Genomic DNA, 25281 nt, shown 5'->3' with positions numbered 1-25281 from the left:
CATGCCCCATCGCACCCCCGCCCCGCTGCGCGCCGTCGGCGCCCTGCTCAGGGCTCTGCTCGGCCTGGCCGTACTGGTGGCTCTGGTCGGCGGAGCCCCGTTCCTGCTCCTGACGGTCGGCCATCAGCCGACCGAACTGTCCGGCGGTTTCGGCCTGCTGATGGACCAGGACGACGGCAGCCTCTTCCTGGTCGCCCTCACATGCATCGGCTGGGTCGGTTGGGCAGCCTTCACGTTCTCCGTCCTGGTGGAGGCCGTCGCCTTCCTGCGGCGCCGCTCCGCACCCCAGATCAAGGGCATGCGCAGCCTGCAGTCCCTCGCCTCGTTCCTCATCGGCGGCATCGTGCTGCTCGCCCCCACCGCGGCGTCGGCCGCCACGACCGCGCCGGCAGCCGCGGCCACCACCGTGCACACCGTGGGGGAAGGCGGCGCCGGCGCGTCACCGAGCGCCAAGTCGGCAGCGCTGGCGGAGGGACCGGACTGGCCCCAGCACACCGTGTCCTCCACCACCGAGCTGCCGTGGGACCTGGCGGAGGAGTATCTCGGGGACGGCAAGCGGTGGAAGGACATCGCCGCCCTCAACCCGGACATCCCGCAGCTCGCCGCCGGCGACCAGTTCCTGCCCAAGGGCGCGGTCATCAAGCTGCCGGCCGACGCCCGGCCCGTCGCGCCGGCCACCAGCGCGGCGCCCGCGGCGAGCAGGAGCCCGGCCGCGGACGACAAGGCTGACGAGCAGCAGACGAGCAGGACAGAGCAGGGCGGCAAGCCGCAGGACCGGGCGGACGAGGACAACTCAGCCGACAAGGCCCGGCCGGAGAGTGTCACCGTCCGCGAGGGCGACAGCCTCTGGTCGATTGCCGACGAACACGGCGACCCGGCCGACTGGCTGGCCATCTTCGAGGCCAACAAGGGCGAAACGACGCCCGGCGGCGGCACGTTCACCGACCCGAACCTCATCTTCCCCGGCCAGGAGCTGGACCTGCCCCAGGCTGGCGAGCAGGCAGGCAAGCCCGCGGACACCGACACGGGAGACGACGACCCGAAGAAGCCCGGCCAGGAGGCCGACAAGACACCGGCCCCCGAGCACACGCCGGACAAGGAAGCCGACCAGGGACGCGAGGGCGAGCAGGCCGCACCGCCGGCCGCGACGCCGGCACCCTCCCGTACGGCAGAACCGGCACCGAGCAGCGCCGCCCCCGAACCCAGCGGCCAGGACACCGGCCGAGACCAGGCGCCCCCCGCGCAGCAGAGCGCCAACGGCGAGACGGCCCTTGCCCCGGCCGCTGTCTGGATGGGCGCCGGCGCCCTGGCGGCTGCCCTGGTCGGCACCCTGGCCACCCGCCGGATCCTGCAGCAGCGCCGCCGCCGCCCCGGCCGGCGCATCCCCATGCCCGCCGGCCGCGCCGCCGCGACCGAGCAGGGCCTGCGCGCCGCCCAGCACCCCACCGGCTTCGACCTGCTCGGCACCGTCCTGCGCTCCCTCGCCCTCAACCTGGCCGCTGCCGGCCGCGAGCTGCCCGTCCTGCAGGCGGTCGTGCTGCACGAGGCGAAGGTTGAACTGCACCTGGAGCAGGACACCGCGCCGATGAAGCCGTTCATCGCGGCCGCCGGCCGCAAGGACCTGTGGGTCTGCCCCGCCTCCAGCTCCGACCTCGTCGACGAGGAGGCGCTGAAGGAGGCGGACGCCCCGTACCCGGCCCTCGTCTCCGTGGGCTGGGACGCTGCCGGCCGCCTGGTCCTGGTCGACCTCGAACACGCCGGCGTCCTGCACCTGTCCGGCGACGGCGACTTCGCCCGCCACGTCCTGCAGGCCATCGCCGTGGAACTCGCCAGCACCCCGCTGCCCGGACACCTCGAAGTCACCGCCCTCGCCGGGACGGCGCCCGGCCTGGACCAGGCCGCGCCCGAGCGGGTCGTCCGCATCGACCACCTCGCCGACGCCATTGCTGAACTGGCCGGCCACACCACCGACCAGCGCCGCGCCCTGGCCGCCGTCGGCGCGAGCAGCCTGCGCGCCGCACGGCTCACGGACGACGCCGGCGGCGCCTGGACACCGCATGTCCTGCTCGCGGCGGACCTCCCCGACGACCAGGCGGTCACCGACCTCTTCGCCACGCTCGCCGCCAAGCCCCGTGCGGCCGGCGCGGTCATCACCTCGAGCACCAGCAGCGCCCAGGCCCCGGCCGAGGCGTGGACCCTGGAGTGCCAGGGGCCGGACGAGACCATCGTCCTGCCCGGATCCCACCTCCCGATCAGGCTGCAGGGCCTGAGCGACGAGCACTTCGCCGATGCCATCGAGCTGCTCACCCTCGCCGCGAGCGACAGCGACGTCCCCGCCCCCGACTGGACCCGGCCCTCGGCCGAGGACCTGGCCGAGGACGAGGAACCGGAGCAGGAAGAGGCGCAGCACACCGACGACGCGCGCGACACAAAAGACCCGAGCGAGCTCGCGGACATCGATCCGGACGACGACGGAATGCCAGCGGAGTACGCCGAGCTGGAGCTGGACGCCCTCGCCGACGAAGAGGCGGCGACAGACTCGGGGGAGCCGGCCGACGCCGACGACCCGGTCGACCTGGCCAAGCCGGACACCGAGCACGAGGAAGAGGCAAAAGGCGACCGCCCCGCCGGCCCCTCGCTTGCCGACGTGCTCGCCGACGATGAGGACGGCGAACCCGACGCCGAGGCGCCTGCCTCCGACGTGACGAAGGACGACGGACCGGCCCCGGCCCCGGCCGGCGGACCGGCGGACATCGCTCCCGCCTTCGCCACGCCCTGCGCAACTCCCACCCCGCCGACCGTCCACGTCACCATTCCCTCACCCGCCCCGGTTGCCGAAGCCGAGCGCGCCGACAGCCCGAAGGCGCCAGCGGCACAGCAGGTGCCGCCCACCACGGGCCCCGATCTGCCGGCCCAGCCCGAAACCGTAGGCTCAGGCACTCCGGCCGTGCTGCTGCTTGGCCCCATCAGCGTCGAAGGCGCCACGGGCCGCATCGACTCCAACCGCCTCAGCATCGGCACCGAACTCATCGCCTATCTCGCCCTCAACCCCGGCGTCGACCACCACGCCATCGACGACGCCCTCTGGCCCGGGCGCCTGGTCAACAAACAGATGCGCAACGCCGTCATCTCCCGCACCCGCTCCTGGCTGGACAAAGACACCGACGGCAACGCCCACCTGCCCCGCGTCCAGGACACCGGCGACAGCCGCTACCGCCTCGGCCCGGCCGTCGCCTGCGACTGGACCCGTTTCCAGCGTTTCGCCCGCACCGGCCTGGCCCGCCACGACGAAGACGGCGACCTGGCCCTGCGCCGCGCGCTCGCCCTGGTCCGCGGCCGGCCCTTCACCGGCATCCACCCCCAGCGCTACGCCTGGGCCGAGCCGCTCATCCAGGAGATGGTCTCCGCGATCGTGGACGTCGCGTACAAGCTGTCCACCCGCCGACGGGAAGCCGACGACATCCCCGGCGCCCTGTGGGCAGCCATGCGCGGCCTGCTCGCCGCCGAGGAAAGCGAGATGCTGCACCGCCAGATCTTCCTCGCCCACCACGCCGCCGGCGACATCGACGCCCTGCGCGCGGCCGCCGCCCGCCTCGCCCGCATCAACGAACAACTGCTCGGTGGCGTCGACATGGAGGCCGAAACCGCTGAACTGCTGAGGAACCTGCTGCCCCGCCCGGTGACCCGCGCCCGCTGACGGAAGGCGTATGCCGCGTCTGCGGTACCGGGAGAGGGACAGTACGGGATAATGAGGCGCATGGCTCCGGTGTCTTCTTCCTCTTCGTCGCCGCCTGCCGCCGAGGTGCTGCGGGCACGGTATGCGGGCCGGCTGCCCGCATCCCTCGACGACCTCTCCGGGCCCGTCCACGGCCAGGTCGAGCTGCCGCTCCACGTCGCCTGGTCCGGGCTGCGTACGTATGACCTGGACCGCCCGAGGCAGCGGATGAGCCTGTACCGCACGGTGCTGGCCGAAGGGCAGCACGAGGACCTCGTTGCCGTCCTCGACCGGACTCTTCTCCTCGCTCAGTGGCCGGTGCTGCGCACGCTGGTCAGCCGGCACATTCGCCACGTGTGGGAGGACGCTTTCCCCGTGCTCGCCGGCCGGACGTCCGACGCGGCGTGAACCTTGGCGATCTGCACCGCCGACTCCTGGCCGACGTCCTCACCATCGGTACCCCGTACCCGCTGGTCATCACCGGCGGATACGCCGTGCAGGCCCATGGCCTGGTCGACCGCCTGAGCCAGGACCTCGACGTGGCCACCGAGAACCCGGCACCCATGGCAGACATCGCCCGCGACCTGGAACTCGGTCTGGCCGAGCGGGGCTGGCAGGTGACCGTCGTGAGCGTGGACCCGCTCTCGGCCCGTCTGATGGTGACCGACCCGGCCGACGGCGAAGAGTGCGAGGTGGACGTCCTCAAGGAGAACCTCTGGTCAGAGCCGGCCGAGACCGAGCACGGCCCGGTCCTTGCTTTGGACGATGTGATCGGCACCAAGGTCCGGGCCCTGGCCGATCGCGGCGCGGTGCGCGATCTCATCGATGTCCATGCCGCAGCCCGCCACCGCACCACCGCCGACCTCGAAGCACTGGGCGCCCGGCACGGCCGCGACGAGTTCCGTCTGCAGGACCTCCGCGACCGTCTCGGCGGGGCCGACTGGTTCGACGATGAGGAATTCGCCGCCTACGGGGTGCCCGAAGACGACATCAGGTCACTACGGGCGTGGGCCCAGCAATGGGCCAGCGACCTCGACCAGCGGCTGCACACGGACGAGGACGAGGAGGACTGAGTCGGTTCGGGGCCGCTGCCCGCTGCTCAGCTACCTGGTTCGCGCCTACGGACATGGCCGCACCACCTCCGCTCAGTCGGCGGCGCACTCAGGGACTTGACTGCCCGCGGCGCGCGCGACGGCCCGGTCGGCCGACGGCAGCTGAAGCCGGCCAATCCCTTGCGCGGCCTGGACTGATGCTCCTATTGGCCAAGCGTTGGCAGACGCCCGAAGGTACCCAAAATGATCAGGTTCGCAACGTCACCTCGAGTGTGGGGCGGCAGTAATCTTTTGGTTGTGGCGTTCCGGTGCTGGTCCGCGGGGTGTTTCGTGCATGGCTTGTTGCTGTCATGAGGTGAGCTATGGATGAGTGGTGCTGCTGCCGTGAGGCTTTATCTCACTGGGGGTGATGCTTTCTCAGGTTCCAGAGTTCTTTGGTGCGTTGCTGTGGTTCCAGCCGTCGAAGAAGGCGTCGATGAGGTGGCTGGTGGTGTCGCGGGGGCTTGTGTGGTCCCGGGGGCCCGGGCGGGCTTCGGGCTGTCTGGCCGGCGGGTTGTCGAGGTAGGTGTTGAAGCGGGGGCTGTCGCGGAGGATGGCGGGCAGCCGTTCGTAGGCGGGTAGCCGTATGACGTTGCATGGCCTGCAGAGGAGACCGCGAACGCATCGTCCGCAGGAGCCGCCCGTTGCGCAGCAGCTGTGGTCGTGGTCGATGTGCCAGAAGCTATTCGTGTCGTCGGTGAGGCCGGCTTGGTCGTCGGGGCCTTCCTGGCACAGGGCGCAGAGGTCGCGTTGGACTCGGAGAATTGCGTTCCTCTGCGCGATGTCGAGTCGGTAGGTCCGGGCCTGCTCTACGGCTCGGTTGCAGCGTACGCACAGGTTCTTGTCGGGGCGGCGGACCCGCGGGGCCGGGTCGGCATCGTCATAGCACCAGTCGCAGCAGAAGCCGGCATCGTCGGCGAAGTCCTCAAAGTCCACGCCGAGAAGCTAACGCTGGCATCTGACACCGGGGCAGCAGGGACGGCTCGTCGGCGGGGGCGCGGGGGTGTTAGCCGCTGATCGCCGGGTGGATGAGCTGTTCAAGGAAGTGGTGGGTGGCGGGGTCGGTGCTGTGGATGCGGGTCGCGTGGGTGCCGCGGGTGAGCAGGACGCGGTAGGTGTTGAGGGCGTAGGGGAGGTACTGCTCGGGGGAGAGGTGGCGGAGGTTGAGGTCGTCGCTCTGGTCGGGGTGGGCGTTCCAGTGGCCGTCTGTCCAGGTGAGGTCGGGGCCGATGATGACGCCGGAGTGGTGGTATTCGAGGCCTTGGGCGGTGTAGATGCAGCCGATCTGCTGGTGTCCGCCGGTGTGGGTGGCCCAGAGCTGGCTGTGGGGGGCCAGGAGGGAGCCCTCGGAGTCGGTGAGAGCGCTCGTTGCGTTCCAGGCGGCTTTCCAGGTCCGCCTTGCGGTGTCGGGTCCGGTGGCGGGGGCGTCGATGGTGATGTCGAGGGGGAGGGAGGTGGCGCCGCGGGGGCGGGTGCGGGTCCAGGGCCAGCAGAACCCGGCGGCGGTGCGGGCGGTGTGGCCGGCGGCGGTGGCCTGTTCGGTCCACCGCTGGAGCTGGAAGGGGTCCTCGCTCAGGGCGAGGTCGTAGCCGGCACCCCCGGTCCACCGGGCCGGGGCGCCGTACAGGAGGGCGTCAACCCAGGCGGTGTAGGCGGCTGAGCCGTTGCAGCGGAAGGAGCCGGTGAGCTCCAGGTGATGGTGGACGCGGCCCAGGTTCCGGGCGGCACTGCGGATCTCCTCCACGGTGGTGCCTTCATCGGGGCGGATGATCTGCCGTTCGTCGAGGAAGATGACCGCCAGCGGGACGTGCTCCAGCACGGCGGCCAGATCCGGCGCCAGCTGCTGTGCGGCCGATCGTTTGATGCGCTGCGCCTCGTCGATGACGATCGCCCCGCCCTGGCGGGCGGCGCTGCGCAGGGAGCCTGCTGGCGGGAACAGTTCACGCGCGGCGCTGTGGCCGCTGGCGGCGTGCAGGAGGTGCGCACGCAGCGTGCCGGACGGTGTGAGGAAACGGGGATTCGTCGCAGGGTGCGCGCGCATGAGGTGGCCGAGCAGCCGCACGGCCAGAGCGGTCTTCCCGCTGCCCGGCCCGCCGCGCACGGTGATGACCGCCCCGCCCGTCCTCCTGTCCGAGGAGCCGTCTCCCGCCCCTTGTGCACTCGGGCCGCGTGTGGTGGGCAGGTAGCGGGCTGCGGCGGCACGGATCCGTACGAACGCGTCCTGCTGGTCGCCCACCAGAGCGAACGCGGTGCCGCCCATCAGGACGGAGCCGACCTGGTCCAGCAGCCGGGTGGACGGCGTCCATCGGATGGCCTCGAACGCGGCCACCTGAGCGCTTTCCGGCGAGGTCACATCGCTGCAGCGCAGCAGGCCGGCCAGCACCCCCGCTTCCGCGGACAGATCCTCGGCGGTCAGCACGGGGATGTCGGCGACCGCGGGCACGTCCGGCCGCAGAGCGGCTCCCTCCTGGGCGGTGGCGTTGTGCAGCATCACAGCCGCGCGCACGTCCAGCCGAGGAGCGCGAGCGGGCCTCCAGTGCTGGAAGAAGCTGCGGTAGGAGGCCACCTGATAGACGGGATGGGCCGTCACCTCGCCGTCGCTGCGCATCACCCGCTGACCGTCCAGGACACGGCAGCTCTCCCACTGCTTGAGCTCAACCACGACCAGGACCAGCCCCCCGTCCGGCGCCGCGCCGACCAGCAGGGCATCCAGACGCCGGCTTCCGCCCGGGGTCCCGTACTCCAGATACACCTGCAGGTCCGACAGTCCGGCCCGCAGCAGCGCCTTCATCAGTGGCGGCCACGAGCGGCGCCAGCTGCGCACCTCCGCATCCCCCGGCACTCCGAATCCGGACGCTCTGTACCGGGCGACGCACCTGCCGATGAACGAGGCGTCATCGAGCGCCGCGGCGATGTCCCGCACCCGGCCCGCAGCGGCACACGCCACTCCCGGACCCTCGGCTGCGGCCCTGCTCGGAGGAATCACCGCAGTGACCTCGCCCGCCACGGCAGCCGGCACCTGCTCAGACATCTCCCGCCCCCTTCTATCTGATGACTCCCCGTCACCCGGGCCCCCGGTCCCGCCGCCCAGTTCCCACCGCGGAGGTTGGCCTCCCGGGCCAAGCCGCGCCGTCCGTGCACCTGGAGACCAAATGCTAGCGACTGGTCTGTAAGGGGTCATCTATGATGCCCTGCATGGCAACTCCCAGTCCGTTCATGATGGTTCACGTCGGCCAGAGCACCGAATCACAGCGCAACCTCCAGTACGGCATCGAAACCCGCTCCTGGGGCTTCCCCGAGGAAAAACCTCAATACCGCTACGCCCGCCCGCGCTTCGCCGTCCTGGCCACCGGCGCCTCCCCCCGCGTACAGCTCGAGAGCTGGCTGGAAGAGACCGCCACCCTCTACCTCTTCGAGATCCGAGGCGACTTCTACACCGGCACCGCCTGGCACTGGCCGGACGAGGAAGCCGAGCAGCGCATCAAGTACCCGTGCCGCTTCGGCATCGAGCCCCTCGCCGTCCTCCACGACGTCCCTCTCGGCCCAGACGGCCCCCTCACCCAAGCCGGCAGCGACGCAATCCGCCGCTCCGGCACCGACCGCGGCATGGGCAAGCTCGTCTCGATGCCCGCCCTGCCACTGCTGCAGCAAGCAGGCATTCCCGTCGACCCCCAGCAGCCCGAAGTCGTCCCCCTCGACAAGTCCCCCGGCTTCACCGCGGATCAGGTCGAAGGAAAGAAGAAGCCCCAGCGCCGGCGCCGCGGCGCCGGCTACATCTCCGACCCCAAGAAGCGCACCGCCATCGAGAAGCACGCAGAAGACCACGCGGCCGCCCACTACGCAAACCAGGGCTGGACGGTGGAACGCCTCGGCAAGCCCTACGACCTGCACTGCACCCGTGGCACCCAAGAGCGCCACGTCGAGGTCAAAGGGACCACCGGGGCGCCCACCAGCGTCGAACTGACCATCAACGAGGTCCTCCACGCACGCGACAAGGACAACACCGTCGACCTGTACGTCGTCAGCGACATCAAGGTCGACACCCGCACCGACCCGTACACCGCCACGGGCGACACCGTCACCCTCTACGAGAACTGGGAGCCCGCCGAGCAGGACCTGCGGCCCCGCACGTACGAATACCGGCTGCCGACGCCGGCCAGCTGACGCCCAAGCCCCGGCCGCAGGAAGATGGTCGAAAAGGCTGACGCCTAATCACCTGCCCCGCAGCCAGGAGACAAGCCACCATGCCACTCCGCCCCGACCACAGCGTCCGTGACCAAGGAGCTCAGACGGGATTCTCCAGGCTTCGACTCGATCAAGAACTTCGAAGGCGAAGCACAGAACCGAGCCGCAACGGCTTGGAGAGGCCACGCTCCGACGCCTATGGCCCTGGCGGGATCACCGGCAGGTGATCGACAGGGTGTTGTCGCGGTTGCGGACCGGGGCGCCCGGGCAAGACCTGCCCGAGCGATATGGCCCGCGGCAGACCGTACGGAGTCCTGCTCGCTCGTGAGGTGGTCGGCTGTCTGACAGACCCGCCGCCCCCCACGCCGGTGGTGGGAGCAGCTCACGGGAATTCGCCCATGGCGACGCGGGGCCTGTGCACGTCGGCTGACCGGTTCAACGAACGGCCCGCCGGTACCGTCGCGTCGGCGGGGTCGGTATCGCGGGCGGGGCTTTCGACGTTGTCGGGCTCCTTGCTGGTGTGAGCGGGCTTCGGCCACCCGATGAAGTAGGCGCGCTCCCGCCTTTCACCTGTGGTTTGACCGATGTTGCGCAGCAGGTGCACCACGCAGGTCTGCACGATCGTCTTGGGCCAGACCGTCTCGACCGCCTCCGGCAGGCCCTTCAGGCCGTCGCAGACGAGCATGAGGACGTCGTTCACGCCGCGGTTCTTGATCTAGGTGAGGTGGACTCCAACAGCCTCTTGGTGCTGCAGCAGCCCGCCCTCGCCAGTCAGCTGCAGGCCCTCGGCCTGGGCCCGGGTCACCAGCTCGTCGATCAGCCGGTCATCCGCTGACTCCGGCGGGTGGTACAGGGGGCGCACGGAAGGCGCACTCCACCCCCTGCGCCCCAGTCGCCGTAGCTCGATTCGGCAAAAGTGCGTCCGCTTTGCAGGGGGTTGCTGAAGCCTTGATCAGGTGCGAACAGGGGGATTTGTGAAGATCGGTTCACGGGCGTCGAGGGTGCGGTCCGGGGCGGCTGATGACTCTGGAGGCGTCCGGTTGGGCAGTCGAGACGGTTCCGGGGTGCTGGGTCACTTTGCCTGACAGGCAAACCTGTTGATGCAGCGCGGACATGGAAGGCTGCATGTCGGTGCGATCTTTGGATTGCGTGTTGGTAACGAGGGTTCCGCATGACGGCATTTTGTTGAATGGTTAAGCTTCATGAATGAGGGGGACTTGTGAAGGCCGTTGTGTGTGTCTGGCACGCGTTCAGGCAGGGGCCTGGACTGGTTCATTGACCCTGCAGTGACATGGGAGGAGGTTCTGCCGTGACCCGACGGGGTCGGCAGCGCCACCTCCGCGGTGCGTGTGTGGTGTGACGTGCTGTCGGGGGCATGGGTGTTCGAAGTTCAGGAGCCGTGTAGGTGCAGGTCTGGCAGCGGTGCATTGTGGTGTCGGAAATTGGGACGGTGCAGTCGTGACGAGGAAGCGTGCCGAGTGGGTCCCCGACGCTGGGTTGGTCCGTGAGGTTGACGACCTCTTCGGGCGGGCGATCGATTCGTATCGTGCGAATCCGAACCTGATCACGGAGCACGCCAACCACGAGGAGTCCATACGGATCGGTGGCTACTCCAACCGCACGCTCATGGAACTGGTGCAGAACGCGGCCGACGCGATGTCGGGGGCTGCCGAGCACGAGGAGGGAGCAGGGCGGGTCGAGATCGTCCTTGACCTTGACCACCAGACTTTGTACTGCGCGAACGCCGGCCGTCCGTTCTCGCGAAGCGGCCTCACGGCGATTGCTCACGCACACCTCAGTGGTAAGAGGGGCGACGAGATCGGACGGTTCGGCCTCGGGTTCAAGTCGGTGCTCGCTGTCACCGATGCCCCGCAGGTCTTCAGCCGATCGATCTCCTTCGGGTTCAACTCTTCCAAGGCCAGGACAACGATCGCGTCGATCGGGTCGACGGCCAGAAGATTCCCGGTCCTGAGGACTGCGACGCGGATCGATGCCGAGGCCGAGTTCGCCAAGGATCCGGTTCTGGCCGAACTCGCGCAGTGGGCGGCGACCATCGTCAGGTTGCCGCACGCCTCGAAGCTGGGGAACCTCAAGAAGGAGATCGAGGAGTTCCGATCCGAGTTCCTCCTCTTCGTCAACACGGTGCGTGAAGTCCGGCTCCGAGTGATCGGGACGGACGCCCACTTCGTGACGAGTCATGTGTCACGAGACCTCGGCGACGGCAAGTTCCGGATCGAGCGCCCCGACGGCGACCACGACGAGTGGTACGTCAAAGACCAGATGCACACACCCGGTCCCGAGGCGCGGGCCGAGGTCGGTGAAGCGGTGTCGCGTGACAAGGTGAAGGTCACGGTGGCCGTGCCGGCGCGCTTCGCCCAGCTGAGGACGGGCGAGTTCTGGTCGTACTTCCCGCTCCAGGACAGGACGTCCGCGTCCGCCCTCTTCAACGCTCCCTGGAGCGTCAACGACGACCGCACCACGCTGCTCGAGAACAAGTACAACCGAGAGATCCTCGTGACTCTCTCCGAGATGTTCCTCGACCTGCTGCCGAAGGTATCGTCCGTCGACGATCCGGCAGCACACTTGGACTACATGCCGGCGCGTGGCCGTGAGACCCACTCGTTCGGCGACGAGATCCTCTGCGCCCATGTCCCGCAGCTCGGATCCGAGAAGGCCCTGATCCCCGACGCGACGGGTGCTCTGTGCACGCCGTCCGCGCTCCGTCCTCTCGACTTCGGCGTCGGCGACGCGTCCGAGCGCGACCATGAAGAGTGGATCAAGTCGCCCCACACCGGTGACGACGTGCCGCACTGGCGTTGCTACGCCAACGGTCAGCGTGTGAGTCGCCTGAGGGCGCTGCACGTGTGCAGCGTCTCCTCCGCCTTCGCCGACTCACGTTCCCGGGACGAGAAGAAGGCGCTGGAGAGGATACCCAAGCGGGGTGTCCAGTCCTGGCTGCGTGAGTGGGCAGAGGGGCCCGACATGGCCTCTGCCGCGAAGGCGCTCGACTTCGTGCTGCGAAATCCCAGGGACAGCATCGGCGCTGCGAAGGTCATACCGACGACCGACGGCATGCTGTCCGTCAAGGACCGAGCCCGGGTCTTCCTTCATCGCGTGGAGGACATCGACGTCGAAGGATCGTGTTTCGTCGATCCGGACTTCCTTGCCGTTCCCGGCGTCGAGAAGAAGCTCGGCGACAAGGGATTCCGGGACCTGGACCCGCTCGCGATGCTCGAGGCCAGGATGGCCAAGCTGTCACCGCAGTCGCAGGACGACGAACTGCCGAAGTTCTGGGACGCGGCCACCGGTGTGCCCATGGCGCAGGCACAAAAGGTTGTGGCCGGCAACAAGTCGGGTGCGCTCAAGGTCCCGACGCGCGACGGCGGTTGGGCATCGCCCGCCTACGTGCTGGACATCGACGGCCTCGGCGACAGCACCCCCGATCGTGTGCTGGACCGGACGAAGTGCGTACCCCAGATCGCCCATGCGGCAGGCGTGGTCACCGAGCCGGCGGATTGGTACTCGCTCGAGGACGAGGTTCACTTCGAGGCCTACTACCAGTACGTGCTGGACGAGTTGAACCGCAGGCTCGGGCCCGGGGAGCGTCCCGTCGAGCAGGTCGAGTTCGACAGGGGCGACGGTCCCGGTCCGTTCTCGGCGCTGCTGATGCTGAAGGAGGCGAAGGCGCCTGAAAGCATCCGCGAGCGTTGGACGGAGCGGCTGCTCAAGCTCGACGAGGCAGGCCACTGGCTCTGCACGGACATCGACACGGAGCTCACGCACCGAGTACTTTCCCCCGTTCGATGGGCGGTGGGCCGAGCGGGGCTGCTGAAGTCGACTCGCGGCTACCGGGCTCCCGGCCGGGTCGTCTCCGCGTCGCTCGTCGAGTACGAGGCCCTGCTGCCTCTCTTTCGAGGACCGCGGCACGTCGAAGACGCTCTGACGCTGCCGAAGGAACTGGGCGCGGTCCCGGGGGAAGTCCTGTGTGAGGCGCTCCAGGCAGAGGTCACCTCGCCGATCAGGAACGGGGCGTTGACCGGGTTCGTCCTCACCGCGGCCAGGCTCGCCTTCCCGGCCGGGCGTCCCGCGCTCATCCCCGCGCGGGTGGGACGCGCCATCGAGGCGAGGCGACCGGACGCGGTGTACCTGGCGACGACGGAGGAGGAACGCGCGTTCCTCAGTGGAAGGCAGAAGCCGTACCTCGTGGCGGATGCCGACGAAGCGGATCTGTTCGTCGAAGCAGTCGGATGCCGGCGCTTCGAGGACAGCTTCTCCTTCGCGCTGCTGGTCGACGGTCGGCAGGACGAGGAGCGGGTCGTCGACCTGTACACCGGGTTGCGTTCGACGTTCGTCGAGGACAAGGTCATGAACGCGACCGTGGCGAAGGCCGGCCAGATCACGAAGCGCGTGACCACCGAGGACGGTGTCGAGGACAAGACGCTCGAGTGGCACCTCGAGGGGCTGACCCTCGTGGTCCATGCGGACCTTGGCGAACGACGTGTTCTGCAGCTCGTCAACGAGGCATTCGACTTGCGCCTGTCGAACGCCGAGCTGAGCAACATTCTTCAGGTACGCGTCGACCAGCGTCTGGAGGCGCAGCGGCAGGCCGCCCGGGCTGCGTCCAGTGACGCTGAGCGTCTGGAGAACTTCTTCGGTGACGACACGCTGAAGGAGATCCTGCCGAAGGGGCTCTGGCAGGCACTCGAGGGGCAGGGCCTGGTGGACGACTCCACGTCCGTCGCGGAGCTCTTTCTGACCGTCTACGGCAGCGACTCGATCAAGCTCCTCGCCGATCAGTTCAGCGCCGAGGGGTACACGGACGTTCCCACGACATGGGCGGGTGGAGCGCCGACCATTGCCTGGCTCCGGAGGATGGGTTTCGGCACGCAGTACGCCGGGCGTCGTGGCCGGCACCAGGACGATGAGTTCGTCGTGCCCGGTGCCGTGAAGCTCAACCCTCTGCACGACTTCCAGGACAAGATCAGCCAGGAACTGCAGGAGGTCCTGACGTCCCGGGAGGCGGACGGTCGCGCACGCAAGGGCATGGTGGAGCTTCCGACGGGAGCAGGGAAGACCCGCGTCGCCACCGAGACCGTACTGCGGCTCTTCGTCAACGGCGACATGAGCGGAACCGTGCTCTGGATCGCGCAGTCGGAGGAGCTCTGCGAGCAGGCGGTGCAGACGTTCAGCACCGTCTGGCGTTGGCTCGGCGACGAGCGTGCGTTGACGATCGGTCGGCTCTGGAACACCAACGTCGTCCACGAACCCGACACCGAGTTCAGCGTGATCGTGGCCACCGACGCCAAGCTCGACAAGGTGGCCGACACCTCCGAGTACGAGTGGCTCAGCCAGGCATCCGCAGTGTTCATCGACGAGGCGCACCGAGCAGGTGGCTCGAAGATGTACACGAAGCTCCTCAGGTGGCTCGGAGTCGACGGTCGCAGCTGGGAACGGCCTCTGGTGGGCGTCTCGGCGACCCCGTTCAAGGGCAAGAGCGACGTCGTCACCAAGCCGACGGAGGAGCTGGCAGCTCGCTTCGGCCACCACATCATGAGGGCCTTCGACGGCAACGCCTACGAGGAACTGTCGAAGAGGGGTGTCCTCGCCCGGGTCCGACACGAGGTGCTGCCGGGCGTGGATGTTGCACTGAAGCCGGACGAACTCCAGCAGGTGCAGTCGTGGCGCAAACTCGAGCCCAAGGTTCTCGACCGCATCGGTCAGGACCAGGCCCGCATGCGGATCCTCGTGGAACACATCCTCGGCCAGGACCCGACATGGCCCATCCTCGTGTTCACCCCGAACGTCCTGTCCGCCCAGGTCCTTGCCGCAACGCTTCGCTACCGGCAGGTTGCGGCCGAGGCGGTCAGCGGCCAGACCGGACGGCAGGCACGCCGCGACATCATCGAGAAGTTCAAGAACGAAGAGATCCGGGTCCTGGCCAACTGCGACCTGCTGATCCAGGGCTTCGACGCACCAGGCGTCCGCGCCCTGTACATCGCACGGCCGACGTTCAGTCCCAGCGCATACATCCAGATGGCCGGCCGCGGTCTGCGTGGCCGCGCGAACGGTGGCAAGGAGGAGTGCCTCATCGTGGACGTCGCGGACAACTTCGGAGCGGTCAACGACTTCCTCGGATACCGCGACTACGAGGACCTCTGGCGAAAGCAGGGAGCATGATCCTCGTACCGGACCTGGCCGACATCGAGACGACGACCACCAGCAACGCCGAACGAAGGGTCGCCCGACTGCTGAGGGCGATCGACGGCCCCCACGACGCGGTCGCCTTCCACTCCGTGAAACTGCGAAGCCACGCGGTCAAACAGCAGGGAGAAGCGGACTTCGTCGTGCTCTGGGACGGCGTCGTCGTCATCATCGAGGTCAAGGGCGGAGGCGTCAGGAAGTACGACGGCGTCTGGTACTCCATCGACCGCCACGGCGACTGGAAAAAGTTGCGTGAGTCCCCGATGGACCAGGCACAGTCGGCGATGTATGCGTTGCGCGACATTCTCCAGGAGGAAGGCGTCGGTTGGTTCCCGACCGAGGCCGTGGCCCTCACCCCTGACATCGACGCCCCTCCCGCTGCGGTCGAGTGGAGGGGGAGCCACTGGTGGGCCAAGGACCGGATGAGCATCGCCTCGATGACCGAAGCCTTCGAAAGGGTTGCCGGTGAGGCCAGAACCGCCCCCTTCGGGGTCAGAATCGCTCGACCCGACACCTTGCGGGCGCGCCTCTTCGGTGAGTTCACGCGGATGCCCGTCATCGATGCACAGCGGGGCGCCGTCATAGAGGAGCAGAACCGAGCGACCGAGGGTCAGGCCCGGGTTTTGGCCGCGCTCTCCAGGAATCCGAGGATGCTCGTCTTCGGCGGTGCGGGCACCGGGAAGTCCCTGGTGCTGGCAGAAGGCGCGAAGCAGGAGGCGGGCGAGGGAAAGTCGGTCCTCATCACCTTTCACTCGCCTGCCCTCGTCGACTTCTTCGGCCCGCGGATCGAGGGCAGAAACATCGATCTCCTTCCGTTCGCGGACCTGTCCGGTGACAAGCAGTACGACGTCGTCTTCGTCGACGAGGCACAGGACCTCATGAACGCCGAGGGCATGGACGCACTGGACGCCGTGATCCGCGGAGGTCGCGAAGGCGGACGGTGGAGGATGTTCCTCGACCCCAACAACCAGGCACGCGTCGACGGCGAATTCGACCCGGACGTCTGCGAGTTGGTCCAGCAGGAGGCGCTCCAGTACGACCTGGACCGCAACGTCCGCAACACCCGGGCGATCGTCCATGTCGTGCAGGAGTACCTCGGCGCCGACGTAGGGGACCCGGGCATCGTCCACGGTGACCGAGTGGAATGGCGGTGGTCCGACGGGACGGCCGACGTCGCTGCGGCCGAGGCCGTGGCTCGAGACCTCGTCGCGAACGGGGCCCGCCGCCAGGACATCTGGATCATCAGTGTCTGCGAGGACGCCGAGCCGCGCAGGAGCGCGGCCGGGTTTCTCGTGACGAACCCGCGGTTCGCCAAGGGGCTGGAAGCAGAGCACGTCATTGTCTGCGACCTGCCCCAGGAATACGACGACCGGGGACTGGCCGCGTTCTACGTGGCCGTCACCAGGGCACGGGTCACCCTCCACGTGGTCGCGTCCAAGGAGGACAAGAAGCGGCTCCAGGAACTTCTTCGAAAGCAGGTCGGCAAGTGAACCTCACGGTGGCCCAGAAGAAGGCCCTGCAGCACCTCCGAGACTCCTACATGGGGCCTGAGGCGGGAGACGAGGAGGTCACGGCGAACCTCCCTCACCGGCAGTACGCCGTCGGCATGCTGTTCCCGGTCGAGGCCGAGGCTCGCGGGCCGCACGGCGACGGGGACGGCGACGAAGAGGTGTCCGCCGACGTCGCCGGAGGCGATGTCGAGGAGAACGGCGCCGGGGTCCCCCTCGCAGAGGACTGGAGGCCCTCGTCCGTCGCGATCTCCTTCGTCACCGACGGCGACTGCGTCGACGTCGACTTCTCGTGCGGCACGTACGCCGTCGTCGAGGGGGACGGGCCGCCCAGATGGCGGCGTACCCCGTTCTCCGCCGACGACCTCGTTCTGCGGAACGGGGAGGGGCCCGTGCACCTGGCCGTGGGGAGTGTTTCGGTCGAGGTCGGGTCACGTTGGCGCGACTTCCAGGGCCACTCGTTGGTCACCGTGCACGTACGGGTCCGGACCGAATCCACGGGTGACGACCGACTCGACATCCCTCGGATGCTGTTCCAGGTCCACCTGGCTGTCACTCCGCCGGCCGGCGCCAAGATCCTGGAGTACGACACGACGCGCTCGTTCGACACCGACCCGGAAGCCGCCGAGCTGCGCCTGCGGTACCGCAACCGAAAAATCTACGCGGTCGGGCACGGTATGGCCGCGGACTGGGATTTTACGGAGGGCCGTTGTGCCAGGGCCTTCCTCGATCCCGTACCGGCCTTCGTGGTGCCTGCTGTCGAGACCACGGGGTTCGACGAGGGGACGGCCGAGGCCAGGGCCTTGGAGTTGAGGCACCTTCAGCAGATCGACACGGATCCCGAAGCGGTCCTTGGATCGTTGGATGCTTTCGTCGAGGCATTCGCCGGCTGGGCTTCCCAGCAGATGGAACGGGCGGAAGCGTTCGGCGACGACAAGGCCGTGGCCGTCCGAATCGCCGGGCGTTCCAAGGACGCCGTCGACAGAATGAGGGAAGGCATCGACCTCCTGCGGACACCGGGACGACAAGGCCTTCGAACGGCCTTCTCGCTCGGCATGGCCGCCATGCGGCTTCAGATGCGGCAGGCGTCGATCAACCGTGGAAATCCGCAGGACCAGGTGCCGGAGCCGCAGTGGCGCCCGTTCCAACTCGGCTTCCTGCTCGTATCGTTGGCCTCCACCGTCGACGAGAGCCACAAGGACCGGGATCTCGTCGATCTCATCTGGTTTCCGACCGGTGGCGGCAAGACCGAGGCTTACCTGGGTCTCGCCGCGATCGAGGTCTTCCGCCGACGGCTCGCTCATGGCGTGGCCGGTGGGGGAACCGCCGTCATCACCCGCTACACCTTGCGGCTGCTGACCTCTCAGCAGTTCCAACGGGCCGCGGCGCTGGTCTGCGCGATGGAGAGACTGCGGGCCACGGACGACCGGGCGAAGAGGATGGTGCCGTTCTCGATCGGTCTGTGGGTGGGTAACGACGTCACCCCCGGCACGCGCCGCGAGGCGCGTGACGCGCTCGAGCGTCTTCAGAAGGCCGCGCGTCCGGAAGAGGCGAACCAGTTCCAGGTCGAGAGCTGCCCGTGGTGTCTGAAGCCGTTGATGCCGAAGCTCAGGAGCGACAAGCCGCAGGACTACGGCATGTGCCTGGTGGGACGGGACGTCGCACTCCATTGCGTCGACACATCGTGCGAGTTCGCCGGCGAGCTTCCGCTCGAGGTCGTCGACGAGGCGCTGTACGAGGAACCGCCCACGATCCTGCTGGCCACCGTCGACAAGTTCGCACGTCTGCAGTTCAGGCCGGAAGCCGGCAGGCTGCTCGGTCTCGGGACCACCTTCAAGCAACCGTCCATGATCATCCAGGACGAGCTGCATCTGCTCTCGGGGCCGCTCGGCACCACCGTCGCCGTCTTCGACGCCGTGATCCAGCTCCTGCTCAGCCGGTCGGGCTCCAGTCCCAAGATCGTGGCTTCCACGGCCACCATCCGGGCGTCCGAGGAACAGGTGGAAGGACTGTACGGGCGTGAAGTCGCCCTGTATCCACCGTCAGGACTCGACGACGACCGCACCTTCTTCTCCCGCCCCGTGGAAAGCGAAGAAGGACGTCTCTACGTCGGCCTGATGCCACAGTCGGTCTCGCAGCCGTCGGCCGTCATCTCCGCGGTCACCCCCATGGCGGAGATGCCGGAGGCGCTCGCCGCCCGCGCTCCTTCCGCCGCCTCACGGGACGCGTACTGGACACTGGTCATGTACCACAACAGTCTTCGTGAGCTCGGGCGTACCGGGACGCTGGTCGTCGACGACGTCAACGGCCGTCTGGAGCCTCGCGCCGAACGGCTCGGCTTCCCGCTGCGCCCCATCAGGGCAGGGAAGGTCCTGGAACTGACGAGCCGCCGCGGAGCCGAGGAACTACCGAACGATCTTCGCGCGCTCCGGGTCAGTGCCGACGAGTCGTCGGAGGCCGTCGACGTGGTCCTCTCGTCGAACATGCTCTCCGTGGGCATCGACATTCCAAGGCTCGCCCTGATGCTCATGGTGGGGCAGCCGAAGACCACGGCCGAGTACATCCAGGCCACCAGTCGTGTCGGGCGTGGAGAGACGAAGGGCGTCGTCGTCACGCTGTTCCGGTCGAGCAGGGCCCGTGACCGGTCGCACTTCGAGACCTTCCGCGGCTACCACGAGGCGCTCTACCGCAGCGTGGAGCCCACGAGCGTCACGCCGTGGTCGTTGGCCTCACGCGACCGATCGCTCGCCGGCGCCCTCGTGGCGCTGCTGAGGCAGTCGTTCACCGCACTCGCCCCGAACGACGCGGCAGGTCGGTTCGACCTCAAGGACGACAGGATCCGCGAAGCGGTCGATCGACTCGTGGACAAGTTCCTCGGTTACGTGAGGCGTGCCGACAATCTCGAAGCTGCGGAGACGCGCTCCGCGGTGTGGAGCCTTCTGAACGACTGGGACCGTCGGGCGGCACAAGCACGCGAGTCGGACGAGCCCCTGTACTACCGGCGCGCGAAGAATGATCAGGCAGCTGTGTTGAAAAAGTTCGGTCAGTCCGGCGAAGGATGGCCCGTCGGAGACTCGATGAGGTCCGTGGAGCCCAACGTGGCAGTCGATGTCCAGGAACCGCTTGAGGAGGTGCACCGTGGAGAAGATCAGGCATGACCTGCGCCTCTCCGAGACGATCTCGCCGTTCGGTGTGGGAGCGATCGTCGATGTTCGGGGCGAATCCCTCATGGCGCCGGACACCTCCTGGTGGAACCACACGTTCGCCCACGAGATCAGCTGTGAGCGTCTGATGGCCCGCCTCGGTGCCGGTGTCCTGAGACAACCGCCGGCGCATGCAGATCGTGCCGGCAGGGACACTCCCGCTCTGCTGTACTGGCGCTTTCCCGCTTGGCGGTTCTGCGAGCGTTGCGACAAGCTCTCGAAAATGACCGGGAGGAAGAAGGGCAAGTGGAGCAACACCTGCGAGTGCGGCGGCGCGCTGGTGCCGATGCGATACATCGCCGTCTGCGAAAAGGGCAGCCACGCCCAGGACATCAACTGGTTCCAGTGGGCGCATCGTGGACGTGCGGCGAGTCTGAACGAAGCGGTCCGCTTCTGCCGTGACTACAAGTCGCTCAGGTTCCACAAGCTGGCCACCCGTGGGGAAGGCCTCGCGGCACTGGTGGTGAAGTGCTACGGGTGCGGCAACGAGCGCAAGGTCGCGGAACTCGTGACGAAGGGGGCCCTGCAGCGGGACGGGATCCGTTGCGCGGGCCGGCAGCCCTGGGAACCGGAAGGCTCCGGCAAGAAGCCTTGCCCGTACGAGCTGGTCGCCGTGCAGCGAGGTGCCACGGGCAACTACATCGCCGAGAGGATCTCGGCTCTTGACATACCGGAAGAACGTCCGCGGTCCGTACAAGCAGCCGACAAGATCCGCGGGCACATGCTCTTCGGAAGAGTCGTCACGGACAACGGCGGACCCCAGTCGGAAATGCTGGCGCAGTTGATCGCCGAGGATCTCGGAGTGACGCCGGAAACCGTTCTCGGCGTCGCGGCAGGAGATGAAAGCCCTGCGGGCGAGATGCTGCTCGACCTCAAGGACGGTGAATGGGCGGCATTCCTGAAGAAACTTGACGGAGGGCGCGACCGCACGGGAAGCGACTTCGTCGTCGACGGGCGAGGACTCGAAGGCGTTGTGGGACCGCAGAGCCTGCTCAGCAAGATCAGTGGTATCGGACAGGTACGTCGAGTACGTGAGGTCCGCGCTCTACGAGGATTCCGGCGCCATGATGCGGAAGCGGCACTGATCAACGCCGATCTGGGGCCGGACCAGCGGTATCGGCCCACCTACCCGGCCATCGAACTGTTCGGGGAAGGAATCTTCCTGCGGTTCGACGAGGAGAAGCTCGCCGCATGGGAGGCACAGCCGGAGGTGCAGGCACGCGCCGGTATCCTCAAGACGCGCAGGGCCGACTCTCCCTGGGCCGGCCGCCTCGACGTGCCGGAGCCCAGGTACATCGCCCTCCACACGCTGGCGCACCTGCTCATCCGGCGGCTGGCGTTCGCAAGCGGCTATGCGTCTGCCGCGTTGCAGGAACGGATCTACGCAAACTCCGACCGTACGGACAAGACCGCCGGGATCCTGATCTACACCGCAGCGGGGGACGCACAGGGGACCCTCGGGGGGCTTGTCAGGCTCGGGGAGCCTGACAAGTTGATACCCCTCCTGGTATCAGCCCTGGACGACGCCGACTTCTGTTCCAACGACCCGGTCTGCATCGAGAGTGACCGGCAGGGAGCCTCGCAGCTGAACCTCTCGGCTTGCCACGGCTGCTCCCTGGTGAGCGAGACCTCCTGCGAGACCGGAAACCGACTGCTGGATCGACAGCTGGTCCTGGCCGGAAGCGATGTGAGGGGACTGCTGCACGACGTTCTGACGGAGGTTCGGCAGCCCAGGTGACCGGGTATCCTGGATGCCGTTCTGCGGCCCGGCGGGGGACGCTTGGGTCCGAGGAGCGGCCATCCTCGGCTGCTGCCAGCCAGGTTGTGCGAGCTGACGTCCTTTGGTCATCGCTGCTTTCTGAGTGCCTGCTTTCGAAGGCAGTTGATTCGCAGGGTGTGGTGCGCGAGCGATGGCTTCAGCTGAGGTGGAACGGTTCACATATAGCAGGATCCTTGACGAAGAAGTGGCTCTCGTGGGTCTGTAGTGCGCCGATGTGACTAAAGACAACCTTCACCCCTTTGAACTGGCCGCTCCGGGATGACCCTTGCGCGACCGTTTGGTTGGTGCAGTGCTTCGTGGGGGAGAAGCGGGCAACTACCGGACTGCGGATTTTCTATGACATCGATGGCCAGGAACCACCCCGGCCGGGGGGTTCCTGGCCAGACGCGAAGGCCCACGGTCACGGCCTTTCACCTGCGGTTTGACCGATGGTCGCGAGTGTGGGTGCCATCACCAGGATCCGGCCGCCGGTGGATGCACCGTCGCAGGGCCCGGCTGCTCCGCTGTGCGAGCCCGGTTGCGGGCATGCCGGATGCTGTCAGCTCAGGTATGTGTTGTGCATGCGCTGGTCGTATGCGGCGGCGGTGTCCAGGCCCATCGCGGCACGGCGTTCGTCGAGATGCTCGGGATCTCGGACGGGTTGGAGCTGCAGGCTGTTGCCTTCGTCGGTGTACTGGGTGCCGTAGAGCTGGGGCTTGCCCTCTGCGACCAGGACGCGGTCCGTGAGGTAGGCGAGGTGCCGTGCTGGGGCGTCTTCGGCTTCGACGGCAGCCTTCAGCAGTTCCAGAGCCTGTCGCTGAAATTCGGGGTCACGGTCGGCGTGCTGGACGAGGAGCCAGGCGTCATCGGTGCCCTGGTCACCCACCAGGGTGTTACCGGGCCAGCCGTGTTCGGCGACGACAGACTTCAGCCAGGCGGTGTTGTCGGTGTCGATCTCTGAGAGGTCCCCGGGCTCGCCCGTTCGAATGCAGTGATTGCGGGCTCGCTGATCGGTGTCGGCGCGGCGGCGAAGTTCGCCGGCCAGGTCGGTGCGCATCATGATGTGTGGTCAAGTCCTTGAGTCGGCTGCGGTGAAGGTCGATCAGTGGGGTGGGGTCGGACGGCCCCGGAGCCCACGGTCAACTCGGCCACGTGCACACCTCGTATCTGTTGAGGATCTTGGCGAAAGCTGCCGCACATTCCTGCCGCGGCCGTACGCTTTGCGGCCGGTTGGGCGTCGGTTCGCCCAGAACTTGGATGCGGGATTGAGGCCGGCACCTCCCGCTCGAAGCCTGCGAGTCGGCGTCCATGCTGCAGGCGTCGGGCAAACGCGCCGGACGTTCGGTTCCTCGTAGATCAGCGAAGTTGACGTATCGCGTCATCGCACGCTCTCACATCGGCCCTCCGGGGTCATCGTGTGGATGACGGTCTCGAATCGGGGGTCCGTGCCGGGGACGTCGACTGCTTTGGAGCTGACTGCGCGGTCGGGGTGGTCCCCCCGGAGCGGTCCTCCGGGCTAGGCGGGCCGCCAGGGGCTGGGGGTGAGGAAATGCGCCAGGCCTGCCGGTTGCCGTCCTGGCCCGGCCGGGCCGCTATCGGCTCCACCAACTTCCGCCGCCGCCCGTCCGGCTTTTCCGGTGCGGTGGGTGTCCCCGCCTTGGGTAGGTGCTGTGGGCGGCTCCGAACGGAAGAGGCCGGCGCCCACTTCCGCCGTAGCGGGTGGCAAGGGCGCCGGCCGGCCGAAGTCACACGACCCGGAGGATCCGGGGGTGGCTTACGGCTTTAGCGTACTGTCGTTGTTGTAAATGCTGTAGCTTTTTTGTTCAGGGGGCTGAGGCGCGGTGATCCGGGCTGGACGGCGGGATCTGGTGCGTACCCGGGAGGATTTGGCCCGTGATCTGGGGATGAGCTTCGGGACCTTCCGCAACCGGAAGTTGTACGCGGCTCCGGGGCATCCGGCGCCGATCAGCTCGGCCGGTGCGCGTGTCCTGTTGTGGGACGCGGAGCAGACGGATGCCTTCCACGCGGGCCGGCCGGTGCCCGCTCTTGCGCCGGCTGGCGACGGCGAGGACCTGTTGGACCGCAATGAGGCCGCGGCCGAACTCGGCGTAGCGCCGAGGAGTTGGGACAGCTACCAGCGGGCCACACCGGATGTCGCTGCCCAGGGCGTTGTGGTTGCGGGCGTGGAGCACTGGCCCCGTGGGGTCGTGGTGGCCTTCAAGCAGGCGCGGCCTGGCAGGCAGGCGGCGACCGGCCGGCCCTTGGGCAGTGGTGATGCCGTTCCGCGCGCGGAACTCTCCGCGCGCGTCGATGCTCTCCTGCAGACCGATCCTGCGGTCACGACTGCTCAGGTGATGGCCGGGCTGGGAGTCTCCTACTCCACCGCGCAGAAGGCGCTGGTCCGGCTGAGGGGCACGCGGGTCGCAGAACTGATGAAGGCTGACCCGAGGCTGTCGGTGGACGAGGCCGCTGCCCGGCTGGGATATCCGCCTGCAGTACGGCGGGGTGCGGTTGCTGAGGCGGAGCGGCAGGCAGGCCACCCCGGACGCAGGTAGCCGGGGTGCAGGGCTGAGGGGGAGAAAACCCAAAGCCGTTTCCTCCGGGGGCTGGGCGCCGCGGGACGGGTGCTGCGGTGGGGGTGCCGGCTCTCCGCGTACTCACGCGCGGCACGTGCCGGCCTCCGCTGCGCTCCGAGCCGGACCGAGCGCCAAGCCAACGAGGCGGTCGAGCCGTTGCTGAAGGAGAGTGAGACGGCCGAGCCCCGCTGAGAAGGCGGGCTGAACGCCAGGCGGGACGAGATCCTTGCAGAGGCTCAGATCGGAAGCGCATCCGGAGAAGAGCCGTGATGTGTGGGCAAGCCTGCCGTGGCACACGCCGGATGAGGGGTTGTACCCAAGGTTGTCTGCAGGGTTGTCTGCACAGGGGGATCCAGGGTTGCACCGGAGGTGCTGCCGGAGGTGTGAACCCTCTTTTCGTGATCTTGATCGTTTCGCCTGGTCAGGCTCCGTGGGCAAGCCTCTTTTCGCTCGGCGACACCTCTTTCTCCGTGCTAGTTCGGGAAGAGGGAAAGATGTTGGTAAGTGTGGCTGCATTGGTCGGACCGTGCCGAGCCGAGGCTGAGCCGATGTACGAAGGCCAGCTGCTGGCAGTTGGCCCCGCAAGGTCGATCCTTCGTCAGGCTCCGCGGACTGGCCGAGGGTGTTCGGTCCGCTGTCGTTTGTGCTGGCAGTGTGTGAGCCCTGACGAGGTGGAGCCAACGGCCACCACCCGTCCGGCGCGCCAGCCTTGGCAGCTGGAGCGACGACCTTGTCCACGGCTCTGACAAATCAGGCAGCAACGAGGCGGAGCCTTGGTGACGCCCCGGGCGTCCCGCCTGACTACCTCAGGGGTGCCGCCATAGAGCTGGGCATCGTCCTCGTCTTAGGTGGTCGCCCCTGGCGGGGCGGCTGGTTGTGGTCCGGTGCGTTTCCGTCGGGTCCGGGCCTTGCTTCGCTGCGGCCGGTCCCGTCGGAGCACCGGACCGGTGGTCGCCCCTGGCGGGGCGGCTGGTTGTGGTCCGGTGCGTTTCCGTCGGGTCCGGGCCTTGCTTCGCTGCGGCCGGTCCCGTCGGAGCACCGGA

The 25281-nt window shown here is 68.1% G+C and carries 12 protein-coding genes and 2 pseudogenes; 10 read left to right on the top strand and 4 right to left on the bottom strand.

Translation table 11 applies throughout. The features are described 5' to 3' along the window. Position 1: 1 nt before the first annotated feature. Genes ACFYWI_RS32975 through ACFYWI_RS32965 form a run of 3 tightly spaced genes read left to right on the top strand, consistent with a single transcriptional unit; the run spans position 2 to position 4788 of the window. Positions 2 to 3697: a LysM peptidoglycan-binding domain-containing protein gene (locus ACFYWI_RS32975; RefSeq protein ID WP_389239441.1), complete on the top strand. Its 3696-nt coding sequence runs from the start codon at positions 2 to 4 to the stop codon at positions 3695 to 3697. Between the two features lie 60 nt (positions 3698 to 3757). Then, a complete protein-coding gene (locus ACFYWI_RS32970) occupies positions 3758 to 4123 on the top strand; it encodes a hypothetical protein (protein ID WP_389239440.1) in 366 nt (121 codons plus the stop codon). Further along, the gene (locus ACFYWI_RS32965; RefSeq protein WP_389239439.1) at positions 4120 to 4788 is read left to right on the top strand and encodes a nucleotidyl transferase AbiEii/AbiGii toxin family protein; all 669 of its coding nucleotides are present in this window, start codon (positions 4120 to 4122) and stop codon (positions 4786 to 4788) included. Before ACFYWI_RS32970 ends, ACFYWI_RS32965 begins: the two co-directional genes overlap by 4 nt. 396 nt (positions 4789 to 5184) lie before the next feature. Here the strand turns inward: ACFYWI_RS32965 and ACFYWI_RS32960 are convergent, their stop codons facing one another. Beyond that, the gene (locus tag ACFYWI_RS32960) at positions 5185 to 5742 is read right to left on the bottom strand and encodes an endonuclease domain-containing protein (protein WP_389239438.1); all 558 of its coding nucleotides are present in this window, start codon (positions 5740 to 5742) and stop codon (positions 5185 to 5187) included. A gap of 70 nt (positions 5743 to 5812) precedes the next feature. Then, positions 5813 to 7837: a DNA/RNA helicase domain-containing protein gene (locus ACFYWI_RS32955; RefSeq protein WP_389239437.1), complete on the bottom strand. Its 2025-nt coding sequence runs from the start codon at positions 7835 to 7837 to the stop codon at positions 5813 to 5815. Positions 7838 to 8001: 164 nt separating this feature from the next. Between ACFYWI_RS32955 and ACFYWI_RS32950 the strand changes: the two genes are divergently transcribed. Both ACFYWI_RS32950 and ACFYWI_RS32945 read left to right on the top strand, forming a co-directional pair. Further along, a complete protein-coding gene (locus tag ACFYWI_RS32950; RefSeq protein WP_389239436.1) occupies positions 8002 to 8970 on the top strand; it encodes a protein NO VEIN domain-containing protein in 969 nt (322 codons plus the stop codon). A 130-nt stretch (positions 8971 to 9100) separates the two neighbouring features. Beyond that, positions 9101 to 9298, top strand: a pseudogene (locus tag ACFYWI_RS32945) (hypothetical protein); the annotation flags it as partial. 249 nt (positions 9299 to 9547) lie between these two features. Here the strand turns inward: ACFYWI_RS32945 and ACFYWI_RS32940 are convergent. Continuing rightward, positions 9548 to 9706: pseudogene (locus tag ACFYWI_RS32940) on the bottom strand (transposase); the annotation flags it as partial. Between the two features lie 743 nt (positions 9707 to 10449). Between ACFYWI_RS32940 and ACFYWI_RS32935 the strand changes: the two are divergent. Genes ACFYWI_RS32935 through drmB form a run of 4 tightly spaced genes read left to right on the top strand, consistent with a single transcriptional unit; the run spans position 10450 to position 21641 of the window. Then, positions 10450 to 15168, top strand: coding sequence for a sacsin N-terminal ATP-binding-like domain-containing protein (locus ACFYWI_RS32935; RefSeq protein WP_389239435.1), 4719 nt, complete (start codon positions 10450 to 10452; stop codon positions 15166 to 15168). Beyond that, on the top strand, positions 15165 to 16682 hold the full coding sequence (locus ACFYWI_RS32930) for an NERD domain-containing protein (RefSeq protein ID WP_389239434.1): 1518 nt from the start codon (positions 15165 to 15167) through the stop codon (positions 16680 to 16682). The genes ACFYWI_RS32935 and ACFYWI_RS32930 overlap by 4 nt, the downstream gene beginning before the upstream one ends. Further along, the gene (locus ACFYWI_RS32925) at positions 16679 to 19858 is read left to right on the top strand and encodes a helicase-related protein (protein ID WP_389239433.1); all 3180 of its coding nucleotides are present in this window, start codon (positions 16679 to 16681) and stop codon (positions 19856 to 19858) included. Before ACFYWI_RS32930 ends, ACFYWI_RS32925 begins: the two co-directional genes overlap by 4 nt. Continuing rightward, positions 19839 to 21641, top strand: a complete 1803-nt coding sequence (drmB, locus tag ACFYWI_RS32920) for a DrmB family protein (protein ID WP_389239432.1) — start codon at positions 19839 to 19841, stop codon at positions 21639 to 21641. The genes ACFYWI_RS32925 and drmB overlap by 20 nt, the downstream gene beginning before the upstream one ends. Before the next feature lie 580 nt (positions 21642 to 22221). Here drmB and ACFYWI_RS32915 read toward each other — a convergent pair. Continuing rightward, entirely contained in the window at positions 22222 to 22722 is a 501-nt protein-coding gene (locus tag ACFYWI_RS32915; RefSeq protein ID WP_389239431.1) for a DUF6624 domain-containing protein, read from the bottom strand. Between the two features lie 844 nt (positions 22723 to 23566). On the opposite strand from ACFYWI_RS32915, the gene ACFYWI_RS32910 reads away from it, so the two are divergent. Further along, complete coding sequence (locus ACFYWI_RS32910; RefSeq protein ID WP_389239430.1) at positions 23567 to 24217, top strand: hypothetical protein; 651 nt, start codon at positions 23567 to 23569, stop codon at positions 24215 to 24217. Positions 24218 to 25281 lie beyond the last annotated feature (1064 nt).

It is taken from the genome of Streptomyces sp. NPDC002889, from assembly GCF_042888425.1.
Taxonomy (GTDB): Bacteria; Actinomycetota; Actinomycetes; order Streptomycetales; family Streptomycetaceae; genus Streptomyces.
Note: the sequence above shows the minus strand (reverse complement) of the source record. Positions and strands in the feature narration are given on the sequence as shown.

Coding starts and splice junctions, on each gene's coding strand:
- ACFYWI_RS32930 (WP_389239434.1), top strand. CDS start 15,165: ATGATCCTCGTACCGGACCTGGCCGACATCGAGACGACGACCACCAGC.
- ACFYWI_RS32915 (WP_389239431.1), bottom strand. CDS start 22,722: ATGATGCGCACCGACCTGGCCGGCGAACTTCGCCGCCGCGCCGACACC.
- ACFYWI_RS32970 (WP_389239440.1), top strand. CDS start 3,758: ATGGCTCCGGTGTCTTCTTCCTCTTCGTCGCCGCCTGCCGCCGAGGTG.
- ACFYWI_RS32955 (WP_389239437.1), bottom strand. CDS start 7,837: ATGTCTGAGCAGGTGCCGGCTGCCGTGGCGGGCGAGGTCACTGCGGTG.
- ACFYWI_RS32910 (WP_389239430.1), top strand. CDS start 23,567: ATGAGCTTCGGGACCTTCCGCAACCGGAAGTTGTACGCGGCTCCGGGG.
- ACFYWI_RS32950 (WP_389239436.1), top strand. CDS start 8,002: ATGGCAACTCCCAGTCCGTTCATGATGGTTCACGTCGGCCAGAGCACC.
- ACFYWI_RS32975 (WP_389239441.1), top strand. CDS start 2: ATGCCCCATCGCACCCCCGCCCCGCTGCGCGCCGTCGGCGCCCTGCTC.